Annotated in this window: 23 protein-coding genes and 1 pseudogene; 5 read left to right on the top strand and 19 right to left on the bottom strand. The window is 69.9% G+C overall.

All coding sequences use genetic code 11. The features are described from left to right. Positions 1–104 precede the first annotated feature (104 nt). Positions 105–854 (top strand): MerR family transcriptional regulator, encoded by a 750-nt coding sequence (locus test1122_RS23850; RefSeq protein ID WP_232271223.1) that lies wholly within the window; start codon positions 105–107, stop codon positions 852–854. 39 nt (positions 855–893) lie between these two features. On the opposite strand, the gene test1122_RS23845 is transcribed toward test1122_RS23850, so the two are convergent. From test1122_RS23845 to test1122_RS23820, 6 genes are all read right to left on the bottom strand, one after another. Continuing rightward, on the bottom strand, positions 894–3,065 hold the full coding sequence (locus test1122_RS23845; protein ID WP_232272050.1) for a 3-hydroxyacyl-CoA dehydrogenase NAD-binding domain-containing protein: 2,172 nt from the start codon (positions 3,063–3,065) through the stop codon (positions 894–896). Between the two features lie 209 nt (positions 3,066–3,274). After that, on the bottom strand, positions 3,275–4,489 hold the full coding sequence (locus test1122_RS23840) for an acetyl-CoA C-acetyltransferase (RefSeq protein WP_232271222.1): 1,215 nt from the start codon (positions 4,487–4,489) through the stop codon (positions 3,275–3,277). 19 nt (positions 4,490–4,508) lie between these two features. Continuing rightward, positions 4,509–5,651, bottom strand: coding sequence for an acyl-CoA dehydrogenase family protein (locus test1122_RS23835; RefSeq protein ID WP_232272049.1), 1,143 nt, complete (start codon positions 5,649–5,651; stop codon positions 4,509–4,511). 26 nt (positions 5,652–5,677) lie between these two features. Next, complete coding sequence (locus test1122_RS23830) at positions 5,678–6,712, bottom strand: LLM class F420-dependent oxidoreductase (RefSeq protein WP_232271221.1); 1,035 nt, start codon at positions 6,710–6,712, stop codon at positions 5,678–5,680. Beyond that, positions 6,712–7,848 (bottom strand): CaiB/BaiF CoA transferase family protein, encoded by a 1,137-nt coding sequence (locus test1122_RS23825; RefSeq protein WP_232271220.1) that lies wholly within the window; start codon positions 7,846–7,848, stop codon positions 6,712–6,714. The genes test1122_RS23830 and test1122_RS23825 overlap by 1 nt, the downstream gene beginning before the upstream one ends. Positions 7,849–8,736: 888 nt before the next feature. Next, on the bottom strand, positions 8,737–9,120 hold the full coding sequence (locus test1122_RS23820; RefSeq protein ID WP_232271219.1) for an MmcQ/YjbR family DNA-binding protein: 384 nt from the start codon (positions 9,118–9,120) through the stop codon (positions 8,737–8,739). Positions 9,121–9,190: 70 nt separating this feature from the next. Here test1122_RS23820 and test1122_RS23815 point away from each other — a divergent pair, with 70 nt between their 5' ends. After that, positions 9,191–10,372, top strand: a complete 1,182-nt coding sequence (locus test1122_RS23815; protein WP_232271218.1) for a saccharopine dehydrogenase family protein — start codon at positions 9,191–9,193, stop codon at positions 10,370–10,372. Here test1122_RS23815 and test1122_RS23810 read toward each other — a convergent pair. From test1122_RS23810 to test1122_RS23780, 7 genes are all read right to left on the bottom strand, one after another. Beyond that, entirely contained in the window at positions 10,354–11,043 is a 690-nt protein-coding gene (locus test1122_RS23810) for an endonuclease V (protein ID WP_232271217.1), read from the bottom strand. The genes test1122_RS23815 and test1122_RS23810 overlap by 19 nt on opposite strands. Beyond that, a complete protein-coding gene (locus test1122_RS23805; RefSeq protein ID WP_232271216.1) occupies positions 11,040–12,116 on the bottom strand; it encodes a DUF2332 domain-containing protein in 1,077 nt (358 codons plus the stop codon). The genes test1122_RS23810 and test1122_RS23805 overlap by 4 nt, the downstream gene beginning before the upstream one ends. 9 nt (positions 12,117–12,125) lie before the next feature. Beyond that, entirely contained in the window at positions 12,126–12,755 is a 630-nt protein-coding gene (locus test1122_RS23800) for a DUF1707 SHOCT-like domain-containing protein (RefSeq protein WP_338423565.1), read from the bottom strand. A 471-nt stretch (positions 12,756–13,226) separates the two neighbouring features. Further along, entirely contained in the window at positions 13,227–13,550 is a 324-nt protein-coding gene (locus test1122_RS23795; RefSeq protein WP_232271215.1) for a hypothetical protein, read from the bottom strand. After that, positions 13,534–14,373, bottom strand: a complete 840-nt coding sequence (locus test1122_RS23790) for a lysophospholipid acyltransferase family protein (protein WP_232271214.1) — start codon at positions 14,371–14,373, stop codon at positions 13,534–13,536. Before test1122_RS23790 ends, test1122_RS23795 begins: the two co-directional genes overlap by 17 nt. A 1-nt stretch (position 14,374) precedes the next feature. Beyond that, positions 14,375–15,169, bottom strand: coding sequence for a GNAT family N-acetyltransferase (locus tag test1122_RS23785; RefSeq protein ID WP_422397048.1), 795 nt, complete (start codon positions 15,167–15,169; stop codon positions 14,375–14,377). A gap of 133 nt (positions 15,170–15,302) precedes the next feature. Beyond that, on the bottom strand, positions 15,303–15,761 hold the full coding sequence (locus test1122_RS23780; RefSeq protein WP_232271213.1) for a DUF6069 family protein: 459 nt from the start codon (positions 15,759–15,761) through the stop codon (positions 15,303–15,305). A gap of 180 nt (positions 15,762–15,941) precedes the next feature. Between test1122_RS23780 and test1122_RS23775 the strand changes: the two genes are divergently transcribed. Next, complete coding sequence (locus test1122_RS23775; RefSeq protein WP_232271212.1) at positions 15,942–16,700, top strand: hypothetical protein; 759 nt, start codon at positions 15,942–15,944, stop codon at positions 16,698–16,700. 7 nt (positions 16,701–16,707) lie between these two features. On the opposite strand, the pseudogene test1122_RS23770 reads toward test1122_RS23775, so the two are convergent. Further along, positions 16,708–16,812 (bottom strand): annotated as a pseudogene (locus test1122_RS23770) (DM13 domain-containing protein); the annotation flags it as partial. A gap of 117 nt (positions 16,813–16,929) precedes the next feature. Here test1122_RS23770 and test1122_RS23765 point away from each other — a divergent pair. Next, positions 16,930–17,793: an Fpg/Nei family DNA glycosylase gene (locus test1122_RS23765; protein ID WP_232271211.1), complete on the top strand. Its 864-nt coding sequence runs from the start codon at positions 16,930–16,932 to the stop codon at positions 17,791–17,793. A gap of 30 nt (positions 17,794–17,823) precedes the next feature. After that, positions 17,824–18,234 carry a (2Fe-2S) ferredoxin domain-containing protein gene (locus test1122_RS23760; RefSeq protein ID WP_232271210.1) on the top strand — a complete coding sequence of 137 codons (411 nt, stop codon included), beginning with the start codon at positions 17,824–17,826 and terminating at the stop codon, positions 18,232–18,234. 374 nt (positions 18,235–18,608) lie between these two features. Here the strand turns inward: test1122_RS23760 and test1122_RS23755 are convergent, their stop codons facing one another. The 5 genes from test1122_RS23755 to test1122_RS23735 are packed head-to-tail and all read right to left on the bottom strand — an operon-like array spanning position 18,609 to position 22,992. Further along, a complete protein-coding gene (locus tag test1122_RS23755) occupies positions 18,609–20,015 on the bottom strand; it encodes a cytochrome P450 (protein ID WP_232271209.1) in 1,407 nt (468 codons plus the stop codon). After that, positions 20,012–20,632, bottom strand: a complete 621-nt coding sequence (locus tag test1122_RS23750) for a GTP-binding protein (protein ID WP_232271208.1) — start codon at positions 20,630–20,632, stop codon at positions 20,012–20,014. The genes test1122_RS23755 and test1122_RS23750 overlap by 4 nt, the downstream gene beginning before the upstream one ends. Next, positions 20,613–20,999 carry a DUF742 domain-containing protein gene (locus test1122_RS23745; protein ID WP_232271207.1) on the bottom strand — a complete coding sequence of 129 codons (387 nt, stop codon included), beginning with the start codon at positions 20,997–20,999 and terminating at the stop codon, positions 20,613–20,615. The genes test1122_RS23750 and test1122_RS23745 overlap by 20 nt, the downstream gene beginning before the upstream one ends. Then, a complete protein-coding gene (locus test1122_RS23740) occupies positions 20,996–21,403 on the bottom strand; it encodes a roadblock/LC7 domain-containing protein (protein ID WP_232271206.1) in 408 nt (135 codons plus the stop codon). The genes test1122_RS23745 and test1122_RS23740 overlap by 4 nt, the downstream gene beginning before the upstream one ends. A 2-nt stretch (positions 21,404–21,405) precedes the next feature. Further along, on the bottom strand, positions 21,406–22,992 hold the full coding sequence (locus tag test1122_RS23735; protein WP_232271205.1) for a sensor histidine kinase: 1,587 nt from the start codon (positions 22,990–22,992) through the stop codon (positions 21,406–21,408). Positions 22,993–23,162: the final 170 nt, after the last annotated feature.

Below are 23,162 nucleotides of genomic sequence, written 5' to 3'. Positions count from 1 at the left end.
CCGTAACTGCTGTCCGCGCGGCTCAGAAGGTTTCACAGGACTAGTGAGACAGCAATACTGTTGAACACGATTGGTACGAAGGAGCGAGAGAGAGGGCGCCGCAGATGACCCAGCAGATGGAGGCCGCGAGCCTGACCGTCGACGAGCTGGCGGCCCGCGCGGGCGTCACCGTACGCACCGTACGCTTCTACAGCACCCGTGGGCTGCTGCCGCCGCCCGAGATCGGTCCGCGCCGGGTCGGCCGCTACGGGCCCGACCACCTCTCCCGGCTGGCGCTTATCGAGGAGCTGCAGAGCCAGGGCATGACGCTGTCCGCCATCGAGCGCTATGTGCAGCAGCTCCCGGAAGACCTCAGCGCCTATGACCTGGCCATACATCGCGCCCTGGTGGCCTCCTGGATGCCCGACACGGCCGATGAGGTGACCCGTGAACAGCTGGCGCGGCGCAGCGGCCGGGAGCTGACGGAGGAGGACCTGGAGCGGCTGGTCGCGATGAGCGTGCTGGAGAGCACGGACGACCCGGCGGTCTTCCGGGTCGATCCGGGCATGCTGCCTCTGGGGGTGCGGCTGCTGGACGTACCGATGTCGCTGGAGTCGATCCTGGCCGCCCGGAAGGTGGTGTTGGAGCACACCCGGGAGGTGGCCCGGGAGCTGAGCCAGCTCTTCCGCGCCGAGGTGTGGGAGCCCTACCGGGAGCGGGAACCGGCCCCGGAGCAGGTGGAGCGGATGAAGTCGCTGTCGGCCCATATGCAGCCGCTGGTGGTGCAGGCGCTGCTGACCGCCTTTCAGCGGTCGCTGAAGGAGGAGCTGCGGAGCGCGTTCCCTAAGGAGCGCGCTCCGCGGCTGGGCCGGTGAACCGGCGGACTGGGCCCGTCGCCCGTCACGGGTCGCCCGTCACCCGTCGGTGAAGGTCTCGCCCTTCTCGGCCTTCTCGATGAGCAGCGCGGGCGGGGCGAAGCGGTCGCCGTAGCGCTCCTGGAGCTCGCGGGCGCGGGCGGCGAAGCCGGTCAGGCCGCCCTCGTAGCCATTGATGTACTGCAGCACACCGCCGGTCCACGGTGGGAAGCCAATGCCCATGATGGAGCCGATATTGGCGTCGGCGACCGAGGTCAGGACGCCTTCCTCCACGCAGCGGACGGTGTCCAGAGCTTCGGCGAAGAGCATCCGCTCCTTCATGTCCTCAAACGGGATCTCTGTGTCCGGCTTGGTGAAGTGCTCCCGCAGCCCGGGCCACAGCCGGGTGCGCTTGCCGTCCTCGTACTCGTAGAAGCCCGCTCCGGCGAAACGTCCGGGCCGCTGGAACTCATCGATCATCCGGTCGAGCACCTGGTCCGCCGGATGCTCGGGCCACGTGCCGCCGTCGGCCTCGATCGCCTGCTGTGCCTCGCTGCGGATCTTACGCAGCAGGGTGAGGTTCAGCTCATCCAGCAAGGAGAGCACCTTGGCCGGGTAGCCCGCCTGGGCCGCGGCCTGTTCGACGGAGGCGGGTTCAACGCCCTCGGCGACCAGGGCCATCCCCTCGGTGAGGAAATGACCGATGACCCGTGAGGTGAAGAAGCCCCGGGAGTCATTGACGACGATCGGGGTCTTCTTGATCTGGCGGACCAGGTCGAAGGCGCGGGCCAGCGCTTCCGCTCCGGTCTTCTTCCCCTTGATGATCTCGACCAGGGGCATTTTGTCGACGGGTGAGAAGAAGTGCAGCCCGATGAAGTCCTGTTCCCGCTTGACGCCCTCGGCGAGCAGGGTGATGGGCAGTGTGGAGGTGTTGGAGCAGAGCAGGGCGTCGGGGGCGACGATGTCCTGGATCTCCTGGAAGACCTTGTGCTTGAGGCTGGGATCCTCGAAGACCGCTTCGATGACGGCGTCACAGCCCGCCAGGGCCTGCGGATCAGCGGTCGGGGTGATCCGGGCGAGCAGCGCGTCGCGCTTCTCCTGGGTTGTACGTCCCTTGGCCAGCGCCTTGTCCAGCAGCCCCTGTGAGTAAGCCTTGCCCTTCTCTGCGGCCTCAAGAGAAACGTCCTTGAGTACGACCTCCATCCCCGCCTTGGCGCAGGAGTAGGCGATGCCCGCGCCCATCATGCCCGCTCCGAGGACGGCGACCTTGTGCGCCGTACGGGCCTGGATGCCCTTCGGGCGGCTGGCACCCGAGTTGACGGCCTGGAGGTCGAAGAAGAAGGCCTGGATCATGTTCTTGGAGATCTGGCCGGTGACCAGCTCCACGAAGTAGCGGGCCTCGATGACCTGGGCGCTCTCAAAGTCGACCTGGGCGCCCTCGACAGCTGCCGCGAGGATATTGCGCTGCGCCGGATATTCGGCGCCGCCGGTCTGCTTCTTGAGGTTGGCCGGGAAGGCGGGGAGGTTCGCCGCGAACTTCGGGTGCGCCGGGGTGCCCCCGGGGATCTTGTACCCCTCGGTGTCCCAGGGCTGCCGGGCCTCGGGGTTGGCGTCGATGAAGGCGCGGGCCCGCTCGATCAACTCCTCCTGGGTGTCCACGACCTCGTGGACCAGGCCCTTCTCCTTCGCCTTGGCGGGGAAGTACTGCTGGCCCTGGAGCAGCACGTTCAGCAGGGCATCGGCGATGCCGAGCAGCCGGACGGTACGGGTGACGCCACCACCCGCGGGCAGCAGGCCCAAGGTGGCCTCGGGCAGTCCGATCTTGGAACCCTGGGCGTCCAGGGCAACGCGGTGATGACAGGCCAGCGCGATCTCCAGGCCGCCGCCGAGCGCGGCGCCGTTGATGGCGGCGACGACGGGCTTGCCGAGGGTCTCGATACGGCGCAGATCGCGCTTGATCCGCATGCCGCTGTCGAAGACCTCGGTGGAGTGCTCGGGTGTGGCCTGGATCAGCAGTCGCAGATCGCCGCCCGCGAAGAAGGTCTTCTTCGCCGAGGTGACGATCACACCGCGGATGGAGTCCTTCTCGGCCTCCAGCCGGTCGGCGATGGCGGTGAGCGAGGTCTTGAAGTCCTCGTTCATGGTGTTGGCGGACTGATTGGGGTCATCGAGGGTCAGCGTGACGATGTTGTCGGCGTCGCGATCCCAGCGGATCGTCATGGACTCAGGCATGTCGTATGTCTCCAGGTGAATTCTGTTCATGCGCGTGCGGGTTACGCGGCGACGGCAGGCGGCTCAGCCCAGCACCGGGGGCCCGCCCGCGAGCCCGCGCCCAAGGCACGGGGGCACACCCCTGAGGCCCTCCTGGGGGCAACCTCCTGGAGGCGCCTCCCAGAGGTAGCTGGGGGAGGTAGCTGGGAGCGCGGGATTGGGGGCCACCCCTAGAGGCGTTCGATGACGGTGGCGATCCCCATACCGCCGCCCACACACAGCGTCGCCAACCCATACCGCTGATCACGCCGCGCCAGCTCATCAATGAGCGTGCCCAGAATCATCGCGCCGGTGGCACCCAGCGGGTGCCCCATGGCGATCGCGCCGCCATTGACGTTGACCTTCTCCAAGTCCAGCCCCATGTCCTTGACATAGCGCAGCACCACAGCCGCGAAGGCCTCATTGATCTCCACCAGATCGATGTCATCAATCGTCAGGCCCGCCTTGGCCAGCGCCTTACGGGAGGCAGGCGCCGGACCGGTCAGCATGATGGTCGGGTCGGCGCCGGACACCGCGGCGGACAGAATCCGGGCGCGCGGCTCCAGACCATAGCGCTGGCCGATCTCACCGCTGCCGATGGCCACCAGCGCCGCGCCATCGACAATGCCGGAGGAGTTGCCCGCGTGGTGAACGTGATCGATCTTCTCCACCCAGTGGTACTTCTGCAGCGCCACCGCGTCGAAGCCGCCCATATCGCCGATCACGGCGAAGGAGGGCTTGAGACCGGCGAGCGAATCAGCCGTTGTGCCGGGCCGCAGATGTTCATCATGGTCGAGCACGGTCAGCCCATTGCGGTCGCGGACCGGGACGACGGAGCGGTCGAACCGGCCGTCCTTCCACGCCTTGGCCGCCCGCTCCTGGGAGAGGGCGGCGAACTCGTCCACATCCCGGCGGCTGAAGCCCTCCATGGTGGCGATCAGGTCGGCGCCGATGCCCTGTGGGACGAAGCCGGTGTCAAAGCTGGTCATCGGGTCCATCGCCCAGGCGCCGCCGTCACTGCCCAGCGGAACGCGGGACATCGACTCCACACCGCCTGCCAGGATCAGATCCTCCCAGCCCGAACGGACCTTGGCAGCGGCCAGATTGACCGCCTCCAGGCCGGAGGCACAGAAGCGGTTCTCCTGAAGGCCCGCGACCGTGTCGGGAAGTCCGGCCGCGATGGCCGCGATCTTGGCGATGTCGGAGCCCTGATCGCTGTGCGGGCTGACGACGCCCAGCACCACATCGTCGATGGCGGCCGGGTCGAGATCGGGGAAGCGGCGGCGGATCTCGTCGATGAGCCCTACCACCAGATCGATGGGCTTGGTGCCGTGCAGCGCACCACTGGCCTTGCCGCGCCCTCGCGGGGTGCGGATGGCGTCGTATACGAACGCGTCGGTGCTCACGGTAGGTAGTAACCCTTTCTCAAGCGAGCAGCGAACGACCGATGATCTCCTTCATGATCTCGGTCGTGCCGCCGTAGATGGTCTGGATCCGGCCGTCCACAAAGGCCTTCGCAACCCGGTATTCGGTCATATAGCCGTAGCCGCCGTGCAGTTGGAGGCAGCGGTCGGCCACGCGTTTCTGCAGCTCGGTGGCCCACCACTTGGCCATCGAGGCGTGTACGGCGTCGAGCTTGCCCGCCGCGTGATCAGCGATACAGCGGTCGAGGAAGGTGCGGGTGACGGCACACTCGGTGGCCATCTCAGCGATCTCGAAGCGGATGTGCTGAAGCTTGGCCAGTGGCCGTCCAAAGGCCTCCCGCTCCTTGACATACTCCATGGTCAGGGCGAGCACCTGCTCGGCGGCGGTGATTCCGGCCACCGCGATGCCCATCCGCTCCTGGGCGAGATTGGTCATCAGATGGATGAAGGCGCCATTGAGCTCACCGAGCAGGTTCTCCTTGGGGACACGTACATCGTTGAAGAACAACTCCGCGGTGTCCTGGGCCTTCTGGCCGATCTTGTCGAGGTTGCGGCCGCGCTCAAAGCCCGCCATGCCACGCTCGACGACCAGCAGGCTGAGCCCCTTGGCCCCGCCCTCCGGTGTGGTCCTGACAACGACGATCACCAGATCGGCCAGAATGCCATTGGAGATGAACGTCTTGGAGCCATTGAGCAGCCAGTGATCGCCCCGGTCCTCCGCGGTGGTGCGGATGCCCTGGAGATCGGAGCCCGCGCCCGGCTCGGTCATGGCGATGGCCGTAATGAGCTCGCCGGTGCAGAAGCCGGGCAGCCAGCGCCGCTTCTGCTCCTCGGTGGTGAGGGAGAGAAGATAGGGCCCGATGATGTCGTTGTGGAGGCCGACGGCCATGCCGGAGGCTCCGGCCTTGGTGAACTCCTCCATCAGCACGGCGCTGTAGCGGAAGTCATCGTTTCCGCCGCCGCCGTACTCCTCGGGGACGGCGAGCCCGAGAAGCCCCTGCCGTCCGGCGGCCAGCCAGGCGTCCCGGCTGACGACGCCGTCCCGCTCCCACTGCTCATGGTGCGGGGTGACCTCCTTGGCCAGAAAGGTCCTGACCGTCTCCCGGAAGGCGTCATGGTCCTCGGTGAAGATCTCGCGCTGCATACTGCTCATGGTGTGGTGCGCCCTCCTCAGAGCCAGCCCTTGACGGTTTCAATGAGCTTCGCGGGGTCCGGGCCGACCGGCACGACATTGAGCTGGGTGACACCCGCTTCCCGGAAGGCCTCGATACGGTCGCGTACGTATCCCTCAGGCCCGCACAGGGAGATCAGTTCGCAGAACTCAGCCGGGACCGCGGCCTCGGCTTCCTTCTTCTTGCCCGCGAGATAGAGCTCCTGAATCCGTTTGGCCTCGGCCTCATAGCCATAGGCGCAGGCCAGATCGTTGTAGAAGTTCTTCCCCGGGGCGCCCATTCCGCCTACATAGAGCGCGATCAGCGGACGCAGCAGATCCCGCACCCGCACTGCGTCATCTGGGTCGTCGACCATCGCGATGACCGACCCGGCGACGGTGCGCAGCGGTCCGCGCCGCGGGTCGCGCCGCGCGGCGCCCTCTGCCAGCGGCTTGCCCCAGACCTCTTTGGCCTTCTCCGGCAGGAAGAGATGCGGCAGCCAGCCGTCGGCGATCTCGGCGGTCATCCGCACATTGGCCGGTCCCAACGCGGCGATGTACAGCGGAATCTCCTCGCGCACCGGCTTGGTGAGGATCTTCAGCGGCTTGCCGAGCCGACCACCCTTCTCCTCGGGCAGCGGCATATCGGTGATGCCGTGGTGGTCGATGACCTCACGGCGCCAGATACGGCGGCACAGCTCGACCGTCTCCCGGGTGCGGCCGAGCGGCTTGTCATAGGGCTTGCCGTGCCAGCCCTCAACGACCTGTGGCCCGGAGGCGCCCAGGCCGAGCAGCGCCCTGCCGCCGGAGACGGCGTCAAGTCCGGCCCCGGTCTGGGCGATCAGCGCGGGTGTCCGGGAGTACACATTGAGAATGGCCGCACCGATCTTCATCCGCGCGGTGCGGGCGGCGAGATAGCCCATGATCGTGGGCGAGTCAAAGCCGTATGCCTCAGCGACCCAGACGGCGTCAAGACCGGCGGACTCCAGGGCGGCGACCTGGTCAGCGGCCTGGCGGGGGTCATCGGCGTACTGCAGGGAGGTGGCGAGTTCCATCAGGTGGCGTCCTTGGTGAGGGCGGGCACATCCCAGTCCTGGGCCACCTCGGCGGTGTCCGCGCCGGGTTGGGCGGGAGCGGTGCGTACGGAGCCGGGGGTGGCGGAGAAGCGCGGTGCGGGGGCGGGCTGGGTGATGCCGGAGTGCTCGACGAAGGTGTCGCGGGCCGCCAGGTGGGGGTGCGCCGGGGCCTCGCTCAGCGACAGCACCGGGGCGACGCAGGCGTCCGAGCCTTCGAAGACCTCGGTCCACTCCTCCCGGGTGCGGGTCTTGAAGCGGGCGGCGATGTCCTGCCGCAGCTCATCCCAGTGGGCGAGGTCATCGCGGCTGGGCGCCGTTTCCCCGATACCGAGGAGCCGGATGAACTCCGCGTAGAACTGCGGCTCCAGCGCCCCGACCGCCATAAAGCCGCCGTCGGCGGTCTCATAGGTGCCGTAGTAGGGGCAGCCGCCGTCCAGCAGATTGGCGGCGCGCCGGTCCTGCCAGCCGCCCGCCGCGATCATTCCGTGGATCATCGCGGTGAGATGGCTGGCCCCATCCACGATCGCGGCATCGACGACCTGCCCCTCGCCCCGGGCGCGGGCGTGGTGCAGCGCGGCCAGCACGCCGATCACCAGATAGAGCGAGCCCCCCGCGTAGTCCCCCAGCAGATTGGCGGGGACGACGGGCGGACCCTCGGCCGGTCCGATCATGCCGAGGGCCCCGGTGAGGGCGATATAGCCGATGTCATGTCCGGCCTGCCGGGCCAGCGGGCCCTGCTGGCCCCAGCCGGTCATCCGGCCGTAGACGAGCCGGGGGTTCCGGGCGAGGCACTCCGCGGGTCCGACACCGAGCCGCTCGGCGACTCCGGGGCGGTATCCCTCGATGAGCACATCGGCGCGCTCGACGAGGTCGAGCACGGTGGCGGGGCCGTCCCCGGCCTTGAGGTCGACGAGGACCGAGCGCTTGTTGCGGTTGGTGACGTCATACGCCGGATTGACCGCCAGACCGGCGCCGCGGGGCCGGTCGACCCGTACGACATCGGCGCCGAGATCGGCCAGCAGCATCCCGGCGAAAGGGCCGGGCCCGATCCCGGCCAGCTCCACTACGCGCACCCCGGCCAGGGGGCCGTGCCCCTGCGCTGTCGCTGCTGTCATCAAGCCCCCAGCCGTGTGACACAAGTGATGTAACACCAGCGATGCTAAGAACGTGTTCCACTTTCCACAAGACCTAGCGCCTTGCGGATTACCTGGCGGTACGGCTGGGTCTGCCGCGGGAGGGCTGCCCCCGGCCTCCCGCCCCGTCCCGGGCGTGCCGGTATGCGGCTCCCCCGCCCGGCGGGACTTGCGCCCCGGTGCGGGGTGCCGTGGGTGGGCTTCCCCGTATCCCACCCTTTCCCGGCTGTATCGATATGCGGCTCCGCCCGCGCGGCGCGCCTTCGCCCGTGCGGGGTGCTGTGGGTGGAGTTCCCCTATACCCGCCCCTTCCCGTAACCGGGGCTTCGCCCCGGGGCCCGGGTTTGCCGGTGCGGGTCGGTGGGCCGGTGTTGTGCCCACCAAGCGTCGCGAGCCCCGCTGCGGGGCGGGCCGGAGCGTCGTGGCTGGGGTGGGTGGGTGGTTGCGTAGCAGGGCGGGCCCACGCCCCTCGCGGGGCTGGGGGCGCCTCCTGGGGGCACCCCCAGCGTTAGCTGGGGGAGAGTGCCCACAACGGAGTGGGGTCTGGGGGGCGTAGCCCCCGGTTTCGGGAAGGAGTGGGACAGGGGAGTCCCCCCGCAGCCAACCTGGACGCACTTCGGGCCCCCGTAACCGGGGCTTCGCCCCGGCCCCCCGGGGCGGCCGGTGCGGGCCGGTGGCCGGTGTTGTGCCCGCCAAGCGTCGCGAGCCCCGTTGCGGGGTGGGCCGGAGCGTCGTGGCTGGGGTGGGTGGGTGGTTGCGTAGCAGGGCGGGCCCACAGCCCCTCGCGGGGCTGGGGGCACCTCCCAGACGAAGTCTGGGGGAGAGTGCCCACAACACGGGGCCGGGTTGGGGGACAGCTCTCCTGCGGGGTCAGCTCGCGTCCAGTTCGGCGATGTGTTTCTTGGGGGCTATCGCCCGGTAGCTCTCCTCCACCCAGTCGCAGAGCAGATCAACCGCCGGGGCGCCCTCCTCCTCCAGGGGAATGGACACCCAGCCCGCCTTGCCCAGTCCGTATCCCGCGGGCTGGGCGCCCGGGGAGGTCATCGCGTGCCCATGGACCTCCGGGGTCTTCAGCTTGACCGTGATACCCGCCGGATAGCTGCCGTCGTCCACGCCGAGAAAGACGAAGACCTTCTTATTGACCTTGACGACACTCTCGCCCCAGGGGAACTCCTCCCCCGCCCCCGGCAGCCCCAGCGCGAACTCCCGCACCTTTTCCCGCACCGTTAGTGGATCGTCCTGTTTCTTGGCCATACGGATCAGCCTAGGCTCGGCCTCTGACGGTCGCCCACCGTCTGCCAACGGCCCCTATCGAGGAGCAGGTGTGTCCCGGACCCACGATCTCGTACTCTTCGGCGCCTCCGGCTTCACTGGCGGTCTGACCGCCGAGTATCTGGCCGCGCACGCCCCCGACGGCTGCCGCTGGGCGCTCGCCGGGCGCAACGCGGAGAAGCTGGAGCGGCTGCGTGAGCGGCTGGGGAAGATCCGCCCCGACTGCGCCGAGCTCCCCTTGCTGCACGCCAACGCCAGCGACCCCGGATCACTGCGCCGGGTGGCCGCCGACGCCCGGGTGGTGGCCAGCACCGTCGGACCCTATATCCGCTACGGCGAACCACTGGTGGCCGCCTGCGCGGCGGAGGGTACGGACTACGCCGATCTGACCGGCGAACCTGAGTTCGTCGACGCGATGTATCTGAAGCACCATCAGCGGGCCCAGGAGAACGGCGCCCGGCTGGTGCACGCCTGTGGCTTTGACTCGGTCCCGCACGATCTCGGGGTGCTCTTCACCGTCGGGCTGCTGCCGGAAGGAGTACCGCTGCGGGTCGACGGCTATGTACGGGCGGGCGGTACCTTCTCCGGCGGGACCCTCGCCTCCGCGCTGGACGCCTTCTCCCGTGGTCCGCAGATGGTGCGTACGGCCAAGGCCCGGCGGCGGGCTGAACCCCGGCCACCGGGCCGCCGCATCTCCACCCCGCTGGGCGGGATGCGGCACAGCCGCGAGGCCGGGGCGTGGGCGGTGCCGCTGCCCACCATCGACCCGCAGATTGTGGGGCGCTCCGCCGCCGCGCTGGAGCGTTACGGGCCGGACTTCCGCTATCGGCACGCCGCCGCTGTCAGGCATCTGCCGGTCGCCGTGGGCGGAGTAGCCGGGGTGGGCGCCCTCTTCGCGCTGGCGCAGCTCGGCCCGGCGCGGCGCTGGCTGTCCTCCCGGCTGGCGCCGGGTGAGGGGCCGAGCCAGGCGCGGCGGGCGAAGAGCTGGTTCTCGGTGCGCTTCGTCGGCGAAGGCGGCGGGGAGAAGGTGTACACCGAGGTGTCGGGCGGCGATCCAGGGTATGACGAGACAGCCAAGATGCTGGCCGAGTCGGCGCTGTGCCTGGCCTTCGACGAGCTCCCGGACAGCGCCGGCCAGGTGACCACGGCCGTCGCGATGGGCGATGCGCTGATCGCCCGGCTGCGCCGGGCGGGATTGGTCTTCCGGGTGGCTCATCAGCGCGCGAGCGTCTGACGGCACAGCCGGTCGGCGCGCCGGGTGGTCTCCGGCTGCCGGTAGTCGCGGGCGAGGTGCAGGGTATGAGCGCAGGCGCCCGCCAGGGTCATCCGGTGACCGACGGAGACATAGACCGGCTTCACTCGGGCCTGGGTACGCAGCGCGGCGCCGACCTCCTCCCCCGACTCCGGGTCGAGAAGCGGCGCGCTCGCGCCCCGTTCCTCCCCGAGGGGGCCATGGTGGAAGCCGAAGGGGTTCTTGGCAACCCCGATCGCCGACAGCCCGGTGAGGACTCCGAGATGGCTGGCCAGGCCAAAGCGTCGCGGATGTGCGAGGCCGTACCCATCGCACACCACCAGATCGGGGGTACGGCTCAGCTTCTCCAGCGCCGCCAGCACGGCGGGCAGTTCCCGGAAGGCGAGCAGCCCGGGTACATAGGGGAAGGGCACCGGGCCGACCGCCGTGGCCTCGTCGATGACGGCGAGGGTCCGGGCGTCCAGCACCACGGCGGCGGCCGCGACTTCGTCGCGCTCATCGTCGTAGGCGACATCGACACCGGCCACCGCCGTGCCGGGCGCACCCGGCGCCGGGCCGGAGCAGTCCACCCGTACCTGGGTACGCAGCTCCCGCTGCACGGCGATGGCCTCGGCCTCGGTGGCCGGGGTGCGGTGGCGTATGCGGGCGGTCATGGCTGCGGGCCCTGGGCGGGCAGGCCGTGCGGCGCCGCCTCGGCCAGGTCGGCCTCAGCGCTCTCCCCCAGCCGTACGGTCAGCCGGAAGCGGTGCTGCTCGCCCACCCGGCCTGGTTCGAAGGCGATATGGGCGAAGCCCGCCTGCGGGGTGCTGGCGGCGGCCAGCTCGTCCAGCTGTGTCTGGACCAGGGCCCACTCCTCCTTGGGAACGTACTGGCGCATGACGGAGTGCCATACGACCGTCAGGGTCCCCTCCCGTGGCTCGACCCCGGAGAGGAAGTCGGCGGCTCCCATGGCGGCCACCTCGGCCGGGATCTCGGCCGCCACTCCCAGCGCGCCCTCCAGCCGGGCGAAGCGTGCGGTCTGGTCGGGCCAGACATAGGCCCGCAGCGCCAGCGCGCCGTCCGCTGACAGTGGGTCAACCGGGTTCAGGTCGCAGCCGCGCCGCTCCACGACGGTGATCGACGGGTGCCGAGTGGCGGCCCGGGTCAGCCATTCGGGCGGGGTGCCACGCCAGGCCGCGTCCAGTACGACCGGGGAGGTGGCAGGCCCCCAGCGATAGTCCTGTGCGATGTAATGGAACTGTTCAGCGCGGAGGTTGAGCCCCGCGCTGGCGCCGAGCTCAAAGAGCCGCACCGGCAGCTGGAAGGTCTCCACCGCGGTCAGCAGTCCAGCGATCAGCAGATTGGCCCGGCCGACCTCATTGGTCTGCGGCGGCCGGGTCATCCAGTCCCGTACCCAGGGCAGTTCGGCCGCGACAGCGGCCCGGAAGGCGGGCCAGGCCGCGTCCGGCCGCCGCGGGTCGAAGGCCCCGCCAGCGCTGGGGTAGTGCGCGGCCAGCTCGGGCGCCCGTCCGGTGAGCACCAGCCCGTGCACCCCGCCGAGCAGCCGCAGGGCGATAGCGGCGGGCCCTGGTGCCTCCTCGTACCCGGCCACGGCCTCGGCGCAGGGGCCGCCCGTCCGGATATCGTCGGCCACCCGACGCAGCAGGGCGGCGTAGAGCGGTGAGCCAAGCTCCGCACAGGCCGTCGCCTGAAGCTCGGCCATGTCCGCGGCGCGCTCACGGGACAATGTGTCCTCCTACTCGTCCCCGGCCAGCTCTTTTCTTTCCTCCCCCGCGGGAGGCTTGCGCTCGACGCCCACCCCGCCCCAGAAGGCGAAACCGGTGATCACGATACGGGGTGCGCCGGGCGATCCGGCGCCGGTCGCGCTGTGATCGAAGCCGCCCATGATGCCGAGTCCGCTGACCATGACCTCGGCATCGTGCGGCACGGTGATGTTGACCCCGCCCATGATGGCGGTGGCCCGGATCACCACCTCGCGGTCCTCGAAGCGGGCTTCGCGCAGATCGATATCACCGCCGCCCCAGAAGGCGAAGCAGTTGAACGTGCGCGGCGCGGTCCATGGGCCCTTGCGGACGAAACCGCCCATGATGGCGACGCCACCACGCGAGGTCGGCTTGCCGCCGAATCGCCCGGCCCACCGCCCCTTGGCGGTGGCTGCCGCCGGGGTGGCGGCGGCGCTGGGCTGCGGCAGATCGCGTACCAGCGGCTCCAGTTCGCCCCGGGTACGGGCCTGATAGGTGGCCTCCAGCCGCTCCTCGAACTCATCTGTGCTGAGCCGCCCTTCGGAGAAGGCATCCCGCAGCAGCTCGGCGATCCGGTCCCGCTCCGCGTCCGAGGCTCGCATCTCGGGCAGCTCGTTCGTCATGGTGGCAGCCTACTGCGGCTGCTTTGCACCGCATGGCAGCGGCGGAGCGGAGACGGCGCACCGCACCCCGCCACCCTGGGGGCCGTTTCCCCTTGCCCCTCCCCCAGACTCCTCCCCCAGCTAACTCCCCCAGACTTCGTCTGGGAGGTGCCCCCAGGAGGTGCCCTCAGGGAGTGCCCCCACCTTCTCGGCTGTGCCGGTGTGCGGCTCCGCCGCGTGGCGGGGCTTCGCCCAGGGGCGGGGTGCCGGGGGTGGTGTCCCCGTATCCCGCCCCTTCCCGGAACCGGGGCTTCGCCCCGGGGCCCCGGGGGTGGCCCAGTGCGGGCCGGTGGCCGGGGGTTGTGCCCACCAAGCGTCGCGAGCTCCGCTGCGGAGTTGGCCGGAGCGTCGTGGCTGGGATGGGTGGGTGGTTGCGTAGCAGGGCGGGCCCACGCCCCTCGCGGGGCTGCGAGTGCCCACAACACCTCGGGGCTAGGAGCTGGCTCGTAGGAGGGGTTCGGCCAGGACTACTACGGCCAGGCCGCAGGCCAGGACGGCCATCGCCAGCCGGGTGCGGCCTCGGCGGCTCAGCACGATGGCCGTGCCGGAGAGAATCAGCGCGATCCCGTACAGGCCGAGGGTGAGAAGCGAGGGCTCGCTGGCGAACCGCACCACCATGGCGACGGCCACCACGACCATGACGACCGCGGCGGTGATGCCACGTACGAGCCGGGCCTGCCGTGGGGTCAGCTTCCTCCAGCGGCCAGTTGTCTGCGGAGTGGTGGTGGTCGTTTCATCCTCACGGAGTGCCGTCATGCCCAGGAGCGTAATCCTTACCCCTTGCCTCGGGCATCACCAGGTCCTGTACGGCTCGGGCCAGCAACTTACGGTCCACATGGGCGCCGCAGGCTACCGGCGGCAGCGCGACCACCTCGGCGACCAGTCCACGGGCCGCGGTGACCCGGCGCAGTGAGGCGAGCAGGGTGTCCTCCCCGACGAAGGCGGCGACCGCCGTCGGGTCCTGGCCGGGCAGCCGGTAGCGGATCACCACCGGCTGCACGGCCGTACCGGCGTCCAGCGCGGCCTGGAAGACGGCGGGGCGGAAGCGGCCCTGCCGCCGGCCGCACCAGGTGCTGCCCTCGGGGAAGGCGACCACCGTCGAACCGCCGCGCAGGGCGGCGGCGATCGCGTTGACGGTGGCCGGGAGGGCGCGCAGCCGTTCCCGGTCGATAAAGAGGGTGCCGCCGCGCCGGGCGAGCGCACCCAGCAGTGGATACTCACCGACCTCGCTCTTGGCCAGCATGCGGCCGGGTTTGACGGCGGCGAGCAGCGGTACGTCCAGCCAGGAGATGTGGTTGGCCACGACCAGCACGGGGCCCTGCGCCAAGCTGCCCACAGCGCGTATCCGGATGCCGAAGGCGGTGACCACCGTACGGGTCCACAGCCGCACCAGCCGGTCGCGCCGCTGAGCGGTGCAGCGCCGGGCGAGCGGGGACAGCACGATCCCGGCGAGCAGCACGCTGACCACGGCCACAGCCCGGATGAGCCGTCGGCCCGGACCCACCATCGGCACGTCCGGCGGCAGACAGCGGCTGGTGGTGCACGGCGCGGTGGGCAGCCAGGGACTGATGGTGGTCATATCAGGCCGGGAGGAGGGAGGGAACTATGGAGAGAAAACGGCGCAGGTAGCGGGGATTGGTGTTCCGAAGGGAGAGCAGTACGTAGAGGTCCGCGACACCGAAGTCCGGGTCATGGGCGGGCTCTCCGCAGACCCAGGCGCCCAGCCGCACATAGCCGCGCAGCAGCGGCGGCAGCGGGGTGCGCCCGGGCGGGGCGAGGGAGTTGGCGCGCCACGGGGTGTGCGGGGTGACCCGGTACTCCTCGGGCGACAGATGGTGGGCCGCGACCCGGTCCCACACTCCGGCGGCGAGGGCGCCGCCATCGGCGAGCGGGACGGAGCAGCAGCCAGCGAGCCAGTTATGGCCGGTACGGGTGAGATAGCGGGCTATGCCACCCCACATCAGGGCGATGACGGCACCGTCGCGGTGGTCGGGGTGCACACAGGAGCGGCCGGCCTCGACCAGGTCGTCGCGGATGGCTCGCTGACTCGTCAGATCGAACTCACCCTCGGAGTAGAGCCGTCCGGCGATCCGGGCCCGCTCCGGCGGCAGCAGCCGGTATGTACCGACCACCATGCCGCTGTGCTCTTCCTTGACGAGCAGATGGTCGCAGTAGGCGTCGAAGGAGTCGGTGTCCAGGCCGGGCTCCGGACCGACGAGCCGCGCTCCCAGCTCACCGGCGAAGACCTGGTGCCGAAGGCGCTGAGCGGCGCGTACCTCGCTCTCGTCCTGGGCGAGCGAGACGGTGTAGCTGGCGGGCACGCCGGTGGGGTCGGCTGGGGCTGGCGGGGACGGTGGGGCGTAGGGGACGGTCACGGCGGGCTCTCCTGTCCACGAGCGGAAGGCGGACCGACGGGAATCGGTCCGCCTTCCTCTTTCTTGGCCGGACAGGCTGGACTGGACGTGGACGCTCAGGAGCTCGCGGATGTGCGCTTGCTTAACAGGCGCCTCAGCGCCCCAGCCGGTGGCGCCGGTAGGCCTCCAGGCTGGTGACGACGGCGATGCCAAGGGTGATGTGCATCAGGGAGAGGGCGGCGATGGTGCCGCCATCGGCGTCGACCGTCAGCGGCCCCCAGACGGAGAGCAGGGCGAGTGCGGCTCCCAGGTACTGGGCGGTCCGCAGGAAGACGGTCTTCCACAGGGCCAGCAGGATGGCGGCTCCAGCACCGACGATCAGCGGGACGACTGAGGAGAGGATGACGCCTCCGGCATCCACCTGATGAGCCTCGCTGCCATCAAGGATGACAAAGGAGGCGTTCGCGAGATGGCCGATGCCGAGGATCAGCAGATTGACCAGAGCCGAGGCGATCGCTCCCGCGCCGAGCGCCTGCCACCAGTTGAGACCGGAACGGTGAAGAGCGGGCTGGACTGTGCCGGGAGCGATGGTCTGCATGGTGTCGCTGGACATGGGAACTTCCCCTTCTTTCCTGTGAGTTGCGCCCTTCCGGGCGCATGGAAAGCATCCAACTTCAACAAATGTTTAAGTCAACCCTTCCGTGGGCGCGCTGGGACAACGCGCCCTCTACACGCCCCGTCCGGCCTTGGCACAATCTCCGCTGGACTCCAACAGGCAGACAGGGAGCGGGCGATGGCACAGTCAGATTTCACCGTCGAGGTGAGCGGCACTTCGGGCTCCCACTCCGGGCTGTGGCCCGAGGGCGAGTGCTTTATGATCCTGCCCGATGGCGAGCACCGTGCCGAGGAGGCGCTGGCCCGCATACGTCTCCTCAAACCCGGCAGCCCACCAGGCCCGGACAGCGCGGCCGCCTCCGGTCCGCCCACGCCCAGCGCGCCCACCACGGTCGCCGAGGTGGAGGAGCGCACCGAGACCCTGGCCGCGCGGCATGAAGACCACCCGGTGCTGGTGCTGGAGGATCCGGAGAAGCAGGTGATGTGCTCGGTCCACCCTGAGCCCCTGCCCAAGGGAGAGCCGCAGCGGTTCACCGTTCTGGACGACAACGATGAGGTGCTGTGCCGCTTCAGCCGTGGACGCTCCCATCAGAGCTGGCGAGCCTACTGGAGGATCGATCTGGCTGACGGGCAGCCACCCCTGCTGGGGTACAAGGGGACCTGGCTGGGCTGGCTGGGCTTCGCGCTGCTGCTGCCGCTGTGGTGTGTGTTCTTCGTGGTCTCCCTGCTGATCACCCTGGTGACGCTGGGTGACTCCGCTGATCTGATCGTCTGGGGCTGCCCGCGCCGCGTCGTGTGGCGGCCCAGGGGATCACTCAGGACCGCGCTGGACTTCCGCTATATGCGGTCCAACTACGCGTGGCACGAGCACCGCCTGGACCGGCGGGTCGCCTACGCCCAAGCGGCGCTGCACCAGTTCGCCAAGTACCGCGCGTAAGACGGCCTCACGCTGACGCGGTCAGATCAGCCGCGCCGAAGGAGACCGAGAAGCGCTTGCACCAGATCACAGCGCTGCGGTACGCGGACAGATCCACATCCGCCGGAACGGCGTAGTTCTGGTTGCAGGCCCCTGTTGCTCTCCGTTACTGGCAGATCTCGGAGCGCGGCACTCCGGCCGGACGCAGGCCCAGGAGGTTATGCGGGCGGTTCTGCGGCAGACTGAACGTATGCCGGAGCTGCCGGAGGTCGAAGCGCTGCGCGGGTTCCTGGCCGAGCGCCTGGTCGGGCGGTCGGTGGCGAGCGTCCTGCCGGTGGCGGTGAGCGTGCTCAAGACGTATGACCCGCCCGTGACCGCGCTGGAAGGGCAGGCCTTCACGGCGGTGACCCGCCATGGCAAGTTCCTCGGTCTGCGGACGGATGAGCTGTCCCTGGTCATCCATCTGGCCCGGGCGGGCTGGCTGCGCTGGCAGGAGGAGCCGCCCGCCCCGGCCCGGCCGGGCCGGGGGCCGCTGGCGCTGCGGCTGCGGCTGGCGGGGCCGGAAGGCGGCGGCTTCGACCTCACCGAGGCGGGCACCCAGAAGCGGTTGGCGGTCTACTGCGTACGCGATCCGGCCGAGGTGCCGGGTGTCGCACGGCTCGGTCCGGAGCCGCTGGATGACGCCTTCACGCTGGAGGTGTTCGCCGGGCTGCTGCGGGGCAGACGGCACCGCGTCAAGGGCGTGTTGCGGGATCAGAGCGTGATCGCCGGTATCGGCAACGCCTACTCGGACGAGATCCTCCATGCGGCCCGGATGTCGCCGTACCGGCTCGCCGACGATCTCACCGCGCATGAGGTCGAGGTGCTGTACGGGGCCCTCCGCGGCACCCTGCGCACGGCGGTCGAGCATGCCCGGGAGGTCGGGGTCGGTGAGCTGAAGGCGGAAAAGCGCAGCGGGATGCGGGTGCACGGCCGTACGGGTCAGCCGTGCCCGGTGTGCGGGGACATGGTGCGTGAAGTGTCGTTCAGCGACTCATCGTTGCAGTACTGCCCGCACTGCCAGACCGGTGGGAAGCCGCTCGCGGACCGCCGTATGTCACGGCTGCTGAAGTAGTACTCAGTCCGCGGCCCGTACGCTCCGGGTGTGAGCGCTGCGATCATCCGACCCTCAACGGCCCGCCCCTGCACGATTGTCATCTGCCGGGGGTGCTGCTGCGGCGACGCCCGTAAGCATCCGGGAGCCGACCACCAGGGGCAGCTCCACCGGATACGGACGGCCGCCGAGAACTCCGGCGGACGGCTGGCGTTCCGTACGACCGACTGCCTTGGGCCGTGCGGCCAGGCGAACATCATCGTGGTACAGCCCTCCGCCGAGGGCCGCCGCCTCGGTGGCCGTGCGGTGTGGATCGGCTGGGCCATGGGGGCTGACTGCACCGAGGAGATCCTCGCCTGGGCCGACGCGGGCGGCCCCGGGGTGGCCGAGCCACCCGCCACGCTCACCTTGCAGTTCGTACGGCCACCACGGCCTGCCCGTGCACGGTCCGGGGGACGCTGAGCCCGCTTCACTTGCACGGTGCGGGTCCTCGGATCGACGCGAACCGGGCCGTGGCCTACCGCATCCACTACAACGTGAAACGCGGGCGCTGGGGGCTTGCGCCAGTGCTGGTCGCCCCACAACCCGGCGACGGACGGCACCGCCCCATGACGACCAGAGCGATCGTCATGGGCATCGGACCATCCAGGCCGATCGCGGTGACCGGGGGACGTGAGGGAACCCGCCGCCCCGTCACGGAGCGTGCACACGATGCACGCGCCCGGACGGGGACTGACCGGAGAACGCGGGAGACCAGAGCGTCCAAAACCGTTCGGGATGCGCGCAGTACCGGGACGTGGGTCCAAGACTCACTCCTGCGCACTGGTTTGGAACGGTCAGCGGGCCCGGAGGATCCGGGACCACCAGGAGGGCCTGCGCGGCTCCGGCTCCTCCGCAGGCGGCGCGGGCGCAGCCGCAGCCGCAGGAAGCGGCTCAGCCAGCCGCCGCGCGGCCAGCGCGGCACCCTTCCCCCCGCCCCCCGCAGGCACCCGCGCAGCAAACCGCACCGGCAACGCCACCAAATGGTGCGACATCAGGGAGGACACCCACCGCAACTCAGCCTCCGGCACCGCAAGCTGAAGCGCCGGCAGCCGCGTCAGCAAGGTATCGATGCCGGTGTCCGCGATGGCCCGGCCGATGTCCTGGCCCGGGCACTCATGCGGACCACCGCTGAAGGCCAGATGCGAACGGTTGCCATGCACGGGGTCGGTCAGATCGGGCCGTATCTCCGGGTCGACGTTCCCGGCCGCCAGCCCCAGCAGGAGCATGTCACCGGCCTTGATCCGCTGCCCGCCCAGCACCGTGTCGCCGGTGGCCCATCGGCCCAGGATCGTGGTGAGCGGCGGCGCGTCCCAGAGCACCTGCTCCAGGGCGTCGGGCAGCGTCATATGGCCACCGGAGAGATTCGCGCGGAAGCGGCGGTCGGTCAGCACCATCCGCAGTGTGTTCGCGATCAGGTTGGCGGTGGTCTCGAAGGCGGCGATCAGTACGAGCCGCAGATGCTCCACGATCTCATCGTCGGTGAGCTGCGAGGGGTGCTCGATCAGCCAGGAGGCGAAGTCCTGCCCGGGCTCGGCCTTCTTGCGCTCCAGAAGTTGCCGTAGCGCGGACGTGACGTACTCATTGCTGGCGACCGCCGTCTCGGTGCCCTTGATCATGTCGCGGGCGGCCTCGACCAGCCGGGGGCCGTACTCCTCGGGCATACCGACGAGCTGCGTCATGGTGAGCATGGGCAGCGGCTCGGCGAACTGGCTCACCAGATCCGCGTGTCCGGCGCCGGCGAACTGGTCGATCAGCTGGCCCGCGAAGCGCGTCACATAGCGGCGGATCCCACGGCGGTCGAACCGCGCCATGGACTCGGTCACCGCCCGGCGCAGCCGCTCATGCTCCGCGCCGTCGACGAAGTTGCACACCGGCTGCCAGGCGGCCACCGGGGTGAGCGGATGGTCGGCGGAAACCTTTCCCTCCCGCATATCGCGCCAGCGACGGGAGTCCCGGGAGAACCGGGAGGGGGTCCGGGCGACGTCCAGGTTCTCCCGGTGCCCGAGCACCAGCCAGGCGGGCAGATCGCCGTGGACGAGTACGGGGGCCACCGTGCCGTGCTCGGCGCGCAGCCGCTCGTACAGACCGCGCGGGTCGGCTTCGGCCTCGGGGCCGTACAGCCTGCGCGGCCCTTCGGGGCCGAGTCCATGGGCCGGGCATCCCGGGGGCGGAGTGGCGGGGTTGGTGGGAGGGGTGGTCACGAAGCCTCCGGAGTCACGGCGAGGGAGTGCAGATAGCGCATCAGCGTCATCAGGACGTCACGGCTGGAAGCGCGCTGGCGGGCGTCGCAGTTGATGATCGGCACACTCTCGGGCAGATCCAGTGCGGCCCGTAGCTCTTCCGCGGGATAGCTGGGGGCGTCGGGGAAGGTGTTGATGGCGACCACAAAGGGCACGCCGCGCTCCTCCAGCCGGCCGATCACATCGAAGCTGACCTCCAGGCGCCGGGTGTCGACCAGCACCACCGCGCCCAGCGCGCCATCGAAGAGGCCGTTCCACAGGAACCAGAAGCGCTGCTGTCCGGGGGTGCCGAACAGATAGAGCACCAGCTCGTCATTGAGGCTGATCCGGCCGAAGTCCATCGCCACGGTGGTCGCCGTCTTACGCTCCACCCCTACGGTGTCGTCCACGCCGACACCGGCCTGGGTCATCGTTTCCTCGGTGGTCAGCGGCCGGATCTCACTCACCGAGCCGACCAGGGTCGTCTTGCCGACGCCGAATCCGCCCACGATCACCACCTTGACCGCGGCGGTGGCCGTCTCCGGCAGCACGTCCTCGCTCCGCGGCCCGACGACCGTCTCAGAGCTTTTGAAGTCCATGGATCACTGCCTCAATCAGTGCGGGGTCGGGAAGTTGGGCTGAGGGGACCGGCGCACGCGCCACTACCCGGTCGTCGGCCAGCAGGTCGCCCAGGAGCACGGTGACCACGCTGACCGGCAGGCTCATATACGCGGAGATCTCCGCCACGGAGAGCGGGGAGTGACACAGCCGGACAATGGAGGCGTGCTCCGGCTGCATCCCGGGCCTCGGACCCGATCTGGCCACGATCAGCGTGACCAGATCGAGGGAGGTGCTGACGGACGAACCGCTGCGGCCACCAGTGATCACATACAGCCGTTCGGGGCTGCTTCCGTCATCCCAGTCCCATTCCTGGTCCTGTTTCTGGTCTTGGTCCGCTTCGCTCATACGGCCTGTCCGTCGTGGCGCGGCGGGCTGCTGAGGTGCTCGCCGATACGGGCCACCAGGTCCCGCATTCGCTGCCCGATCAGCCCGGCGTCCACTCCTTCATCGGCCAGCACGGCCAGATAGGCTCCGGCGCCGGCCGCCATGAGGTAGAAGAAGCCGCCGTCCAGCTCGATCACGACCATGCGCATCTGGCCATCGCTGTGCGGGAGTTCCGCGGAGACCGCGCCCGCCAGGCTCTGCAGCCCCGCGCAGGCGGCGGCCAGCCGGTCGGCGGTGTCGGTGTCCGTGCTGTAACTGCCCATCCGCAGGCCGTCCGCGGACAGCACCACCACATGACGGGTCTGCGGGACGCTCTCCGCCAGGTCCTTGAGCATCCAGTCCATATTGCCCCGGTGCTGAATCATGGCTACTCACTCTTTTCCGACGACTCGTCACTGTTCTGGCTGGCAGGTGCGGTCGCCGGGGTCTCACCGGACAGACCGCTCTGAAATGCGGCCATCCACATACCGGGCTGTACAGGCGGCGCGTCCGGCTCCGGAGCGGGCGGAGCGGGGGAGGTGACGGGCGTGGCAGCGGGGGTGGGGGTGGCGGGCGTGGTCGCCCGGGTCTTGCGGCGTCGTTGCGGCAGCCCGCTGGGGGTCCGCTCGGTAACGACGGGGATGTCGTCCGCCGTGTCGCTGGGGTCGGAGACGGCGGGGGTGGCTGAGGGCATCGGGGCCGAGACCGGCTGACGTTGCGGCTGCGGCTGCGGCTGCGGCTGGGACTGCGGCTGGGACTGTGACTGGGGTACGGCCTTGGCCGGGCGGGGGCCTGAGGAGGCGCCGATGCCATGGGCCCGGCCGGTCGCGGGGGCGGTGGTGATCAGGTCCTGCGGGACAACGAGCACCGCGCGGACACCACCGTAGGCGGAGGGCCGCAGCGACACCTGGAAGTTGTAGGCCTGCGACAGCCGTCCCACCACGGCCAGGCCCAGCCGTGGTGTCTCTCCCAGGTCATTGAGGTCAATTCCCTCCTGCGCCTGCTGCAGCATGTGTTCCGCCCGCCTGCGGGCTTCCTCGCTCATGCTGACGCCGCCATCCTCGATCTCGATGGCGATACCGGACTGCACCTCAACAGCGGTCAGATGTACCCGGGTCTGTGGTGGTGAGTAGCGGGTGGCGTTGTCCAGCAGCTCAGCCAGGGCGTGGATCAGCGGCTCCACCGCCGGGCCCACGACTGCCACCTCGGACACGGAGTGCAGCTCGACCCGCTGGTAGTCGATGATCCGCGACATACCGCCGCGCAGCACACTGAACAGCGGCACCGGCCTGCTCCACTGGCGGCCGGGGCGGGCACCGCCGAGCACGGCGATGCTGTCGGCCAGCCGGCCGATCAGCGCGGTGCCGTGGTCCAGCCGCAGCAGATCGCCGAAAACATCGGGACGCTGGCCGTGCCGGTCCTCCATATCCCGCAGTTCCTGGGCCTGTTGGTGCACAATGGCCTGCACCCGGCGGGCGATGTTCACAAACGCACGCTGGGCGGATTCACGCAGGTCCTCTTCGGCGGACACCGTGTCCACGACGGTGCGCAGCACCGCCTGATGGGCGGCCTGGAATTCGGGGGTGATCCCGGGCGCGGGGCCGGGCTGACGTGAGGCGACCGTCTTCCGTACATCTTCCGGGAAGTCGCCCTGCCGAAGCCGTTCCACCACCTCGGGCAGCAGTATCTCGGCCAGGTGTACGGTCTCGGCCTCCTGCCGGGCCAGCGCGGCATCGCGGGCCGCGGTCTGTTCGCGCAGCGCCTCCAGAGCCCGGCCCCGGCGTGCGGCCTCGGCCGCGATGACCCCCACCGACAGCGTGGCCGCGAGACCGATCCAGGCGATCGGTATTCGTGCCCCTGAGGACACCAAGGACGCGGCGATGATCGCGGCCGCGGCGGTCACCGCGGTGGGGAGTATCCACACAACAGCCGAGGCGGACCGGGGACCCCCCGGTGGCGATCCAGCTCGAACCATCAGCACAGCACCCTCAAAACATCGAAAGTTCCCGGGACGACAAGCGGGACACAGCGCAGTGGGGCATACCCGTCACAGGGGTCAACTGTGGTCACTGCCGCAGTACGCTGAACCGGAAGAAGCATATCCACCTCCGGTCACAGGTTGACGCCGGGTAGCCACGGACTGAG

Origin of the sequence: Streptomyces gobiensis, assembly GCF_021216675.1 — a bacterium.
GTDB classification, from domain to species: domain Bacteria; phylum Actinomycetota; class Actinomycetes; order Streptomycetales; family Streptomycetaceae; genus Streptomyces; species Streptomyces gobiensis.
The sequence above is the reverse complement of the archived record's forward strand: the minus strand, read 5'-3'. Positions and strand labels throughout refer to the sequence as shown.

Coding starts and splice junctions, on each gene's coding strand:
- test1122_RS23850 (WP_232271223.1), top strand. CDS start 105: ATGACCCAGCAGATGGAGGCCGCGAGCCTGACCGTCGACGAGCTGGCG.
- test1122_RS23845 (WP_232272050.1), bottom strand. CDS start 3,065: ATGCCTGAGTCCATGACGATCCGCTGGGATCGCGACGCCGACAACATC.
- test1122_RS23835 (WP_232272049.1), bottom strand. CDS start 5,651: ATGCAGCGCGAGATCTTCACCGAGGACCATGACGCCTTCCGGGAGACG.
- test1122_RS23830 (WP_232271221.1), bottom strand. CDS start 6,712: ATGGAACTCGCCACCTCCCTGCAGTACGCCGATGACCCCCGCCAGGCC.
- test1122_RS23825 (WP_232271220.1), bottom strand. CDS start 7,848: ATGACAGCAGCGACAGCGCAGGGGCACGGCCCCCTGGCCGGGGTGCGC.
- test1122_RS23820 (WP_232271219.1), bottom strand. CDS start 9,120: ATGGCCAAGAAACAGGACGATCCACTAACGGTGCGGGAAAAGGTGCGG.
- test1122_RS23810 (WP_232271217.1), bottom strand. CDS start 11,043: ATGACCGCCCGCATACGCCACCGCACCCCGGCCACCGAGGCCGAGGCC.
- test1122_RS23800 (WP_338423565.1), bottom strand. CDS start 12,755: ATGACGAACGAGCTGCCCGAGATGCGAGCCTCGGACGCGGAGCGGGAC.
- test1122_RS23795 (WP_232271215.1), bottom strand. CDS start 13,550: ATGACGGCACTCCGTGAGGATGAAACGACCACCACCACTCCGCAGACA.
- test1122_RS23790 (WP_232271214.1), bottom strand. CDS start 14,373: ATGACCACCATCAGTCCCTGGCTGCCCACCGCGCCGTGCACCACCAGC.
- test1122_RS23780 (WP_232271213.1), bottom strand. CDS start 15,761: ATGTCCAGCGACACCATGCAGACCATCGCTCCCGGCACAGTCCAGCCC.
- test1122_RS23775 (WP_232271212.1), top strand. CDS start 15,942: ATGGCACAGTCAGATTTCACCGTCGAGGTGAGCGGCACTTCGGGCTCC.
- test1122_RS23765 (WP_232271211.1), top strand. CDS start 16,930: ATGCCGGAGCTGCCGGAGGTCGAAGCGCTGCGCGGGTTCCTGGCCGAG.
- test1122_RS23750 (WP_232271208.1), bottom strand. CDS start 20,632: ATGGACTTCAAAAGCTCTGAGACGGTCGTCGGGCCGCGGAGCGAGGAC.
- test1122_RS23745 (WP_232271207.1), bottom strand. CDS start 20,999: ATGAGCGAAGCGGACCAAGACCAGAAACAGGACCAGGAATGGGACTGG.
- test1122_RS23740 (WP_232271206.1), bottom strand. CDS start 21,403: ATGATTCAGCACCGGGGCAATATGGACTGGATGCTCAAGGACCTGGCG.
- test1122_RS23735 (WP_232271205.1), bottom strand. CDS start 22,992: ATGGTTCGAGCTGGATCGCCACCGGGGGGTCCCCGGTCCGCCTCGGCT.